This is a genomic window from Nocardioides sp., assembly GCF_031422975.1.
In the GTDB taxonomy this organism is placed as follows: domain Bacteria; phylum Actinomycetota; class Actinomycetes; order Propionibacteriales; family Nocardioidaceae; genus Nocardioides.
Genome location: NZ_JANPEO010000183.1, coordinates 1 through 9,716 on the forward strand (window position 1 = coordinate 1; position 9,716 = coordinate 9,716).

Annotated in this window: 8 protein-coding genes, 2 tRNA genes and 1 pseudogene; 8 read left to right on the plus strand and 3 right to left on the minus strand. The window is 69.6% G+C overall.

Annotated features, from left to right (window positions below; all coding sequences use genetic code 11):
* Together RMO85_RS05755 and RMO85_RS05760 are read right to left on the minus strand one after the other, a co-directional pair.
* On the minus strand, positions 1 to 358 hold a 358-nt coding region (locus RMO85_RS05755; RefSeq protein WP_310527269.1), incomplete at its 3' end, for a hypothetical protein.
* 9 nt (positions 359 to 367) lie between these two features.
* A complete protein-coding gene (locus RMO85_RS05760; protein WP_310527272.1) occupies positions 368 to 1,222 on the minus strand; it encodes a 3-methyladenine DNA glycosylase in 855 nt (284 codons plus the stop codon).
* 122 nt (positions 1,223 to 1,344) lie between these two features.
* On the opposite strand from RMO85_RS05760, the gene RMO85_RS05765 reads away from it, so the two are divergent.
* The 8 genes from RMO85_RS05765 to RMO85_RS05800 all read left to right on the plus strand — a co-directional run bounded on the left by RMO85_RS05765 (position 1,345) and on the right by RMO85_RS05800 (position 9,249).
* Positions 1,345 to 2,724, plus strand: a complete 1,380-nt coding sequence (locus tag RMO85_RS05765; RefSeq protein WP_310527273.1) for an aminotransferase class V-fold PLP-dependent enzyme — start codon at positions 1,345 to 1,347, stop codon at positions 2,722 to 2,724.
* 73 nt (positions 2,725 to 2,797) lie between these two features.
* On the plus strand, positions 2,798 to 3,703 hold the full coding sequence (locus RMO85_RS05770; RefSeq protein ID WP_310527283.1) for an ECF transporter S component: 906 nt from the start codon (positions 2,798 to 2,800) through the stop codon (positions 3,701 to 3,703).
* A 179-nt stretch (positions 3,704 to 3,882) separates the two neighbouring features.
* Complete coding sequence (locus tag RMO85_RS05775) at positions 3,883 to 4,692, plus strand: fumarylacetoacetate hydrolase family protein (protein ID WP_310527277.1); 810 nt, start codon at positions 3,883 to 3,885, stop codon at positions 4,690 to 4,692.
* Positions 4,689 to 6,140, plus strand: a complete 1,452-nt coding sequence (gene gltX / locus RMO85_RS05780) for a glutamate--tRNA ligase (RefSeq protein ID WP_397203208.1) — start codon at positions 4,689 to 4,691, stop codon at positions 6,138 to 6,140. The genes RMO85_RS05775 and gltX overlap by 4 nt, the downstream gene beginning before the upstream one ends.
* Positions 6,141 to 6,143: 3 nt before the next feature.
* On the plus strand, positions 6,144 to 7,085 hold the full coding sequence (locus RMO85_RS05785) for a type II CAAX endopeptidase family protein (RefSeq protein WP_310527280.1): 942 nt from the start codon (positions 6,144 to 6,146) through the stop codon (positions 7,083 to 7,085).
* A gap of 3 nt (positions 7,086 to 7,088) precedes the next feature.
* Positions 7,089 to 8,879 (plus strand): acyl-CoA dehydrogenase, encoded by a 1,791-nt coding sequence (locus tag RMO85_RS05790; protein ID WP_310527282.1) that lies wholly within the window; start codon positions 7,089 to 7,091, stop codon positions 8,877 to 8,879.
* A 100-nt stretch (positions 8,880 to 8,979) separates the two neighbouring features.
* A tRNA-Gln gene (locus RMO85_RS05795) sits at positions 8,980 to 9,051 on the plus strand.
* A 125-nt stretch (positions 9,052 to 9,176) separates the two neighbouring features.
* Positions 9,177 to 9,249: transfer RNA gene (locus tag RMO85_RS05800), tRNA-Glu, on the plus strand.
* A 240-nt stretch (positions 9,250 to 9,489) separates the two neighbouring features.
* Here RMO85_RS05800 and RMO85_RS05805 read toward each other — a convergent pair.
* A pseudogene (locus tag RMO85_RS05805) lies at positions 9,490 to 9,591 on the minus strand (recombinase XerC); the annotation flags it as partial.
* Between the last annotated feature and the right edge of the window lie 125 nt (positions 9,592 to 9,716).

The window sequence follows — 9,716 nt, forward strand, 5'->3', positions numbered from 1 at the left end:
CGTGCGGGGTCCAGACCGGGTGTCGCAGGCCGGGCACCCGCGTGCGCACGCCGGCAACGGCGGAGACCAGGGTGGAGTCCGGCTCGACGAGGTGGGCCACCGTGACGCGAGCGCCCGCGCCGAAGAGCACGAGCCCGCGGACGACGAGGGTGCTCGGCAGCCGGATCGTCGCGGTGGCCACGTCGGCCAGTTCCGGATCCAGCTCCTGGGCCGCGACCAGCGTGACGTGCGGGGCGTTGGTCATGGACCTGTGGTCGGCCTGCGACGGCAGGCCGGCTGCCCGCAGCGCCTCCCACTGCACCAGCACGGCCGCTTCGCTCGCGGTGTCGAAGCTCAGCTCGAGGGCGAAGTCAGGCACATCGGCAGGCTACCGAGCGGCGATCAACCGCTCGCACTCCTCGATCAACCGCCGCCGCAGCGGGGCGCCGCGCTCCGCGAAGGCCCGCTGCTCGCGCACGTAGGTCGCCTTCCCGTCCGGCGTCTCGATCGCGATCGCCTCGAAGCCCAGATCGGCGAGGTCGTACGGCGCAGCGCGCATGTCCATCACGCGGATGTCGCGCGCCAGCTCGAAGCAGTCGGCAACCAGGTCGCTGCTGATCATCGGTGTCAACCGGAAGGCGTGCTTGTAGAGATCCATCCCGGCGTGGAGGCAGCCCGGCTGCTCGAACGCGGGCCGGTCGTCGCGCGCGGGTTGCAGCACGTTGAGCCCGCGCGCCGACGGCGTGAAGAAGCGGAACGCATCGAAGTGGGAGCACTTGACCTGGTGTGCCTCGACGACCTCGTCGGTGCCGTCCGAGCCGAGTCGCAGGGGCCAGTCGTTGTGCCGGAGCTCGTCGGGGGACTGGCGGTAGACCATCGCCCACTCGTGCAGCCCGAAGCAGCCGGTGTGCGCGGGTCGCGCCTCGGTCGCGCGCAGCAGGTTGAGGAGGCCGCGCGTGAACTGCGCCTGCGAGGCGACGTACTCCCGGCTGACCGCTCCGCCGGTGTACCCCTTGAGCCCGGCGTACTCCCGGGCGTCGGCCAGCACGGCGCCGTACCCCGGATGCCAGCGCCGCAGCTGGGCCGGTCGCTGGGAGTAGTAGGTGAACAGGAAGTCGTGCACGGGGTGCGAGACCTTCGCCCCGCGGCGCGCGAGGTGCGGCTCGATGAACAAGTCGACCCGGGCGGCGTGCGCGGCCGCGCGGGCCTGCCACGTCGCCCGGTCGAGCACGGTGTTCTCCACCGGCACAGGGTATGCAGTGCCGGTGACACGATGCGGATCGTGGGTCTCGCCCTCACCGCGATCCGACTCCTCGCCCCCGGGAACCGACGCTGCCACACTGGAGATCGACGACGGGAGACGAGATGCCGGCCACGACCGATCAACCAGCCCTCGACCGGGCGCACGCCCTCGTGCTGACCTGGCTCGCATCGTTGGAGGAGCGAGGTGTCCCGCCGACCGCGTCCGTGGCAGAAGTGGTGGCGAGACTCGGCGCGGAGCTCCCGGACGGGTCGACGAGCCCCGAAGACGTCATCACCCACCTGGCCGCCGCCTGTGAGCCGGGGCTGACGGCGATGCCGTCGGGTCGCTTCTTCGGCTTCGTCATCGGCGGCACCCACCCCGCGGCGCTCGCCGCGGACTGGCTGGTCAGCGCGTGGGACCAGAACTGCGGGCTGCGCGCCATCACGCCTGCGCACTCGGCGGTCGAGGAGGTCGCCGAGGCGTGGTTGCTCGACCTGCTCGACCTGCCGCCCGAGAGCGCGGTCGGCTTCGTCACCGGGGGCACGATGGCCAACTTCACCTGCCTGGCCGCCGGCCGCGACGAGGTGCTGCGTCGTGCGGGTTGGGACGCGTCGATCCAGGGGCTGGTCGGGTCGCCGGGGGTGCGGGTGCTGGTGGGTGCGGAGCGTCACGACACCGTCGACCTGGCCCTGCGCTATCTCGGCCTGGGTCTGCCGGAAGCGGTCCCGGCCGACGCCCAGGGGCGCATCGATCCCGCCGCGTTGCGCGCCGCCCTGGAGCAGTCCGACAACCGCCCCGTGATGGTGGTGCTCCAGGCCGGGAACGTCCACTCGGGCGCGTTCGACCCGTTCAACGAGGCCATCGAGGTGGCCCGGGCGTACGGCGCGTGGGTGCACGTCGATGGCGCATTCGGCCTGTTCGCCGGGGCATCACCCACACGACGCCACCTCGTCGAAGGTGTCGAGGCCGCCGACTCCTGGGCCACCGACGCCCACAAGACGCTCAACGTCCCCTACGACTGCGGGCTTGCCATCGTGCGCGATCGGGCGGCACTGCGTGCGGCCGTGGGAATGCACGGTGACTACCTGATCCACGACGCGGCCGGCGAACCCTTCGACAAGGTGCCCGAGATCAGCCGTCGGGGGCGGGCCTTCACCGTCTGGGCCGTACTTCGAGCCCTCGGTCGTGACGGCGTGGCCGAGCTGGTCGACCGGTTCTGCGACCACGCCGCTGAGATGGCCCGGGGGATCGCCGAGATCGACGGCGCCGAGGTGCTCAACGACGTCGCCTTCACGCAGGTCTGCGCCAGCTTCGGCAGCGACGACGAGACCCGCGCCGTCGTCGAGGGCATGTTGGCCGACGGCACCGCGTGGATGACCGGATCGCGATGGCACGACCGGGCCGTGCTCAGGGTCTCGGTCAGCAACTGGTCGACCAGTGAGGCGGACGTGGCGCGAAGCCTCGCCGCCCTGCGGACGGTGGCGGCCGGACGGGGCCGGTGACCGGCGCTTCCCACACGGATGTCGGCGGCGGCGCATAGGGTTCGCATTTCGGCGTCGAATCTCGGAGGTGCGAATGGAGCTGGACGCGCTCGTGCGTGAGCTCCACACCCTGCGAGAGGGCGCTGGGCAGCCCTCGTTCGGTGACATCGCCATCGGTGTCAGCCGCGTCCGCCGCGAGCGGGGGCTGGCTCCCGAGGGCGCCCGCGTGGGCCGCACGACGGTCTACGACGCCTTCCGGGTCGGACGGCGGCGACTGGACGCAGAGCTGGTCGCCGACATCGTCCGCGCGCTCGGTGGCACGCCAACCGACGCGGAGCGCATGGCAGGACGGTGTCTGGCCGTCCAGGCGGCCCGCATGTCAGCGCCGGTGGACGTGCTGATGGATCCACCGCCCGCCACGATGGGCAGACGCGCTCTGGTCGCGATCATCTTCGGCTGCGTGCTCATCAACCTTGCCGGGCGGGACATGGTGGACCTCCTCGGACTGCCGCTCAACCTCGACATGGTCGGCACGGCGTTCTCGGCGCTGGTCCTCGGACCCTGGTGGGGCGCCCTCGTCGGGCTGACCACCAACGTCGCCGGCACTGCGGTCAGTGGTCCCGACTCCCTGTGGTTCGCCCCGGTGAACGTCGTCGGCGCCCTCGTCTGGGGGTACGCCGCGCGGCGATGGCGCATGGGGAGGTCGATCCCGCAGTTCTTCCTGCTCAACGTGCTCGTCGCCGTCACCTGCACGGCCGTGGCGACGATCACGATCGTGGTCCTGCTCGGCGGAGTCACCGGTCACGGCGCCGATGACATCACCGCCTCGGTGTTGGAGATGAGCCACTCCCTGTGGGTCTCGGTCTCGGTCTCCAACCTGCTGACCTCGGTCAGCGACAAGCTGATCGCCGGCTTCGCGTCACTGGCCCTGATCGAGGCACTGCCGGCCGCCATGCGGGTGTGGGTGCCCTCGAGCTGGATGAGGGGGGACCCGGCCTAGCAGATGGCTGTTCGGGCTTGTTCGGGATTGCCCGAACCCGGCCGAACACGCCCCGACCACCCCGCGACCCGTCCAAACTTATTGGTGCAGCACCTGCCAGTCAGCGTTCCGGGGTCCACACGGGGGTGGGACCCCGGAGCGCTGCGAAATGCCTGCCACCTCGGCGATAGGGTCGGCTCGTGCGTATTGCGAGATTCACTGCTGGGGATGAGCCGATGTACGGCGTGGTCACGGGCGAGGTCGACGAGTTCGGCCAGCCTGCCGAGGACACGATCGTCGTGGCGCTGGCCGGCGACCCCCTCTATGTCGGCGTCAAGATCCTCGACCAGGAGTTCAAGCTGGCGGACGTGCGCCTGCTGGCGCCGGTCCTGCCCCGGAGCAAGGTGATCGGGATCGGACGCAACTACGCCGCCCACGCCGCCGAGATGGGCAGCGACGTCCCGACCGAGCCGCTGATGTTCATCAAGCCCAACACCAGCGTCGTCGGCCCCGGCGACCCGATCTTCTACCCCGCCCAGTCCAGCAACGTGCACTTCGAGGGAGAGCTGGCCGTCGTGATCGGCCGCATCTGCCGTGACGTGCCGCCTCAGCAGGCGACCGACGTGATCTACGGCTACACGATCGCCAACGACGTCACCGCCCGTGACCTGCAGCAGAGCGACGTCCAGTTCACCCGTGCCAAGGGCTTCGACTCGTTCTGCCCTCTGGGCCCGTGGATAGAGACCGACCTCGATCCCCAGACCTTCGCCGACGGCGTCCGGATCCAGACGCACCTCAACGGCGATCTCAAGCAGGACGGGTCGACCAGCGACCTGATCTTCGACATCCCCACCCTGATCGCCTACGTCTCCAGCGTCATGACGCTGCTGCCCGGCGACGTCATCCTCACCGGCACCCCAGCAGGCGTCGGCCCCATGGAGGTCGGCGACGAGGTGGAAGTGTCCATCGCCGGCCTCGGAACCCTCACGAACCAGGTGGCATCTCGTTGAGCAACGTCCGCGTCCGCTTCTGCCCGTCCCCGACCGGCTCGCCGCACGTCGGCCTCGCCCGCACGGCGCTCTTCAACTGGGCCTTCGCGCGCCACCACGGCGGCACGATCGTCTTCCGGATGGAGGACACCGACAAGGAGCGCAGCACCCAGGAGTCCTACGACGGGATCCTCGACCTGTGGCGCTGGCTCGGCTTCACGTGGGACGAGGGCATCGAGGTCGGTGGCCCGCACGGACCGTACAAGCAGAGCGAGCGCGGCGAGATCTACGCCGATGCGCTGGCGCGGCTGCGCGACTCGGCGTACACCTATGAGTGCTTCTGCACCACCGAGGAGGTCGACGCGCGGCGCAAGGCCTCGGGCTCCAAGATGATGGGCTACGACGGCTTCTGCCGGAGCCTCACCGACGAGCAGCGCGCGGACTTCGAGACCGGGGCTCGCAAGCCGATCGTGCGGTTCCGGATGCCCGACGGGTCGATCACCTGGAACGACCTGGTCCGCGGCGACATCACGTTCGAGACCGAGAACGTGCCCGACTTCGCCCTCTGCCGCGCCAACGGGGACCCGCTCTACACGCTCGTCAACCCGGTCGACGACGCCCTGATGGAGATCACCCATGTGCTGCGTGGCGAGGACCTGCTGTCGAGCACACCTCGCCAGCTCGCCCTCTTCGAGGCCCTGAAGGAGGTCGGGATCGCCACGGCGACTCCGAGCTACGGGCACCTGCCCTACGTGATGGGGCAGGGCAACAAGAAGCTCTCCAAGCGCGACCCCGAGGCGCACGCCCTGGCCTATCGCGACCAGGGCTTCGTGCCCGAGGGACTGCTCAACTACCTGGCGCTGCTCGGCTGGGCGATCTCCGGGGACCGAGACATCTTCTCGCTCGAGGAGATGGTCGAGGCGTTCGAGATCGGTGACGTCAATCCCAACCCGGCGCGTTTCGACCTGAAGAAGGCCGAGGCGATCAACGCCTCGCACATGCGACTGCTGTCGGTGGAGGACCTCACCCACCGGGCGCTGCCGTTCCTCAAGGCTGCGGGCGTGGTCGGCGACCCCGTCCGCGACGCGGACGCGCAGCTCCTCGAGTTGGCGATGCCCCTGGTGGCCGAGCGGATCAACAAGCTGACCGAGGCGGTCGACATGCTCGACTTCCTCTTCGTCGCCGACGACGACTTCATCCGCACCGATGACCTCGACGGTCCCGGGCGCGACGTCGTGAAGGCGGCGTACGACGCACTGTCGGCCCTCGACGTCTGGAGCACCTCCGCCATCGATGAGGCACTGCGCGCCAAGCTCGTGGACGAGCTCGGGCTCAAGCCGCGCAACGCGTTCGGTCCGGTCCGGATCGCGGTCTCGGGACGCAAGATCAGCCCGCCGCTGTTCGAGTCGCTCGAGCTGCTCGGTCGCGGACGCTCCCTCGCGCGGCTGCACGACGCGATGTCTGACTGAGCGATGCCCACACCGCTCGAGTACCACCAGCTCCATCGCCTCGGCCGGCCCGGCAGGTGGCGGCCGATCGTGGGCGTGCCGCTCCTGGTGTTCGCGACCTTCGTCCTGGCGCCGCTGGCCGCGTTCGTTCCGGTGATCGGATGGCTGCTCGTCACCGGCGAGCCGGTCGTCGCCGGGCTCGACGCGGCGCTCGACCTCGACCACGTCACCCCGCTGGGCCTGGCCTACGTCAACATCGTCCTCGCCGCGGCGATCCCGATCGCCATCCTGGTCAACCTCGCCCTGCACGGATTGGGGCCGGGATGGCTGACGTCGGTCGCGCGCCGGATCCGCTGGCGCTTCTTCGGGGCGTGCCTGGGACTCTCCGCGGTGGCCCTGCTCGCCACCGTGATGGTGTCCAGCGTCGTGCCACAGGGCGGCGGGACCGGGGTGACGGGTGAGGCGAACGCCTTCACCTCCACGACGCGCGACTTCCTGCTCGTCGTGGTCATCCTCACGCCCCTGCAGGCGGCGGGGGAGGAGTTCGCGTTCCGCGGCTACCTCATGCAGGCCTTCGGCGGGATCTTCGGCAGCAGGGCTGTCACGGTGCTGCTGTCGTCGCTGCTCTTCGCCCTCGCGCACGGCATCGGCCAGGACCTGCCCATCTTCGTCGACCGCTTCGCGTTCGGGCTGGTGGCGGGTGCTCTCGTGATCCTCACCGGCGGGCTCGAGGCCGGCATCGCCATGCACGTGCTGAACAACTTCCTGGCCTTCGGCCTGGCCCTGGCCTTCACCGACATGAGCAGTGCCCTGAACCCGACGGGCGGCACGTGGTGGAGCCTGCCGGGGACGCTGACGCAGTCCCTCGTCTACCTCGTCCTGGCGACCTGGGTGGCGCGGAGGATGGGACTTCGGAGCACCGTCGCCGCTGACACCGGTCTGGTCCCCAGCCAAGGAGGCACCTGAGCAATGTCGGAGATCATGTCGAGGCGAGACCTGGAGTTCCTGCTGTACGAGTGGCTCGACGTCGAAGACCTCACGACCCGGACGAGGTATGCCGACCACTCGCGCGAGACGTTCGACGGCGTCCTCGGGCTCAGCGAGCGACTGGCCACGGATCTGTTCGCCCCGCACAACCGCGCCGCCGACCTGACAGAGCCGAGCTGGGACGGCCAGGACGTGCACCTGCTGCCGGAGGTGAAGCAGGCGGTGGACGCCTATGCCGCGGCCGATCTGCTGCGCCTGGGCTTTGACGAGGAGCACGGCGGGCTGCAGCTTCCCACTGTGGTGAGCGTGGCAGCCGGCGCCTGGTTCGCCGCCGCGAACATCGGCACCACGGGCTACCTCTCACTCACCGCCGGCAACGCCAACCTGCTGGTGGAGCACGCGAGCGCCGAGCTGGTGGACAGGTTCGTGCCCGCCCTCCTGGCGGGGCGATTCCTCGGCACGATGGCGCTCTCCGAGCCGCAGGCCGGCTCCAACCTCGCCGACATCACCACGCGCGCCGTCCCCCAGGACGACGGGACCTACCGGGTCTTCGGCCAGAAGATGTGGATCTCTGCCGGCGACCACGCGCTCGCGGACAACATCGTGCACCTGGTGCTGGCCAAGATCCCGGGCGGCCCGGCGGGCACCCGCGGCATCTCCCGGCTCCTGGTTCCCAAGATCATCGTCGCGATCGACGGAAGCCTCGGCGAGCGCAACGACGTGGTGCTCACCGGCATCAACCACAAGATGGGCTGGCGCGGCACCGTCAACACGGCACCGAGCTTCGGCTCGGGTGCGTTCACCCCGGGCGGGCAGCCGGGGGCGGTCGGCTATCTGGTCGGCGAGCCGCATCGCGGGTTGTCCGCCATGTTCACGATGATGAACGAGGCCCGGATCGGGGTCGGGCTCGCCGGCGCCGCGCTGGGCTACACCGGCTACCTGAAGTCCCTGGCCTACGCGCGCTCGCGTCCGCAGGGCCGACCGGTGACATCCGGCCCGGACGAGCCCCAGGTCGCCCTGGTCGAGCACGCCGACGTACGCCGCATGCTGTTGGCGCAGAAGGCGTACGTCGAGGGAGCGCTCGCCCTCGTGCTCTATGCCGCAAGGGTGTACGACGACCTGCTCACCGCCTCCTCGCAGGAGGCGCGCACCGAGGCGGCCCAGCTTCTCGAGGTGCTCACCCCGATCGCCAAGGACTGGCCGTCCCAGTGGTGCCTGGAGGCCAACAGCCTCGCCATCCAAGTGCTCGGAGGTGCCGGCTACACCCGCGACCACGACGTCGAGCAGCACTACCGCGACAACCGCCTCAACCAGATCCACGAAGGCACCCACGGCATCCAGGGGCTCGACCTCCTCGGGCGCAAGGTGCTCGCCGACGGAGGAGCGCGCCTGCAGGTGCTCGGCGCTCGCATGGCCGCGACCATTCAGCGCGCGACCGCGCTCGGGGGAGATGCCGCTGACTTCGCGGGTCGTCTCCAGGAGTCCCTGGACCAGCTGACCAGCACCGTCGGTTCGCTCGCCGGACTCGGTGACCCGGACCGGATGATGGCGAACTCGACCGTCTTCCTGGAGGCAGCCGGGCACGTGGTGGTGGCATGGATCTGGCTGGAGCAGCTGATCGCCTGCTCGGCCAAGACCGGCGACTTCTACGACGGCAAGCGCCACGCAGCGGCCTACTTCTTCCGGTGGGAGCTGCCCCGCACGCGTGCCCAGTTCGACCTGCTGGCGTCGGGCGACGACACCACCTTGAGCATGCGTCCGGCCTGGTTCTGAGGTCGGGGATGCGACCCGTTTTGGAGGGCCTCCGATCCCGCGTGTAAGGTTTCCTACTGGTCCTGACGCTGCGTCGGAGGGACCGAAACCAGTAAGTCAGTGGGATATGGTGTAATTGGCAACACGACTGGTTCTGGTCCAGTTATTCTAGGTTCGAGTCCTAGTATCCCAGCGACAGCAGTATCGATGCTCTGGCCCCGTTTCGGCGGGGGTCGGGATTTGGTTCGAAAGTCAAGGCTAGGCTAGAGTTTGGCGCTGTTGTGCCAGGTGAATTGCCTCAGCAGTCCAGCTGGTTGGGCCCCCGTTGTGTAGCGGCCTAGCACGCCGCCCTCTCACGGCGGTAGCGCCGGTTCGAATCCGGTCGGGGGTACAGGTCCGACAAGGGGCCCTGACCAGCGGAAACGCTGGCCGGGGCCTCTTCGACATTTTCACCCGTTTCGGGCTGGGGCCACACTGGGGCCACACTGGGCAACGCCCTCAGGGTGTCGCGCCGCCGATGGGCGGCGGTCCGGGCGCGATCCATCGCCTCGCCGACCTCGTCGAGCCGGTCGTCGAACAGGTGACCGTAGGTGTCGAGGGTCATCGTCGCTGAGCTGTGCCCGAGCATCTGCTGGACGACCTTGACATCGGCGCCACCGGCGATCGCGAGGCTTGCCGCGGTATGCCGGAGCTCGTGCGGGTGAAGGTCGGGCACGCCGTACCGGCGACCCACCGCTCATACGTGTCGCCGTCCATCGACCCCGGGTGCTCGACGCCGTCCGGGGTCGCGGTGAGTCGCTCGGCAACCCCGGTGCCTTCGTCGAGGTAGTAGTCATCAGCGCGGGACCGATCTCGATC

Coding starts and splice junctions, on each gene's coding strand:
- RMO85_RS05785 (WP_310527280.1), top strand. CDS start 6,144: ATGCCCACACCGCTCGAGTACCACCAGCTCCATCGCCTCGGCCGGCCC.
- RMO85_RS05765 (WP_310527273.1), top strand. CDS start 1,345: ATGCCGGCCACGACCGATCAACCAGCCCTCGACCGGGCGCACGCCCTC.
- RMO85_RS05770 (WP_310527283.1), top strand. CDS start 2,798: ATGGAGCTGGACGCGCTCGTGCGTGAGCTCCACACCCTGCGAGAGGGC.
- RMO85_RS05790 (WP_310527282.1), top strand. CDS start 7,089: ATGTCGGAGATCATGTCGAGGCGAGACCTGGAGTTCCTGCTGTACGAG.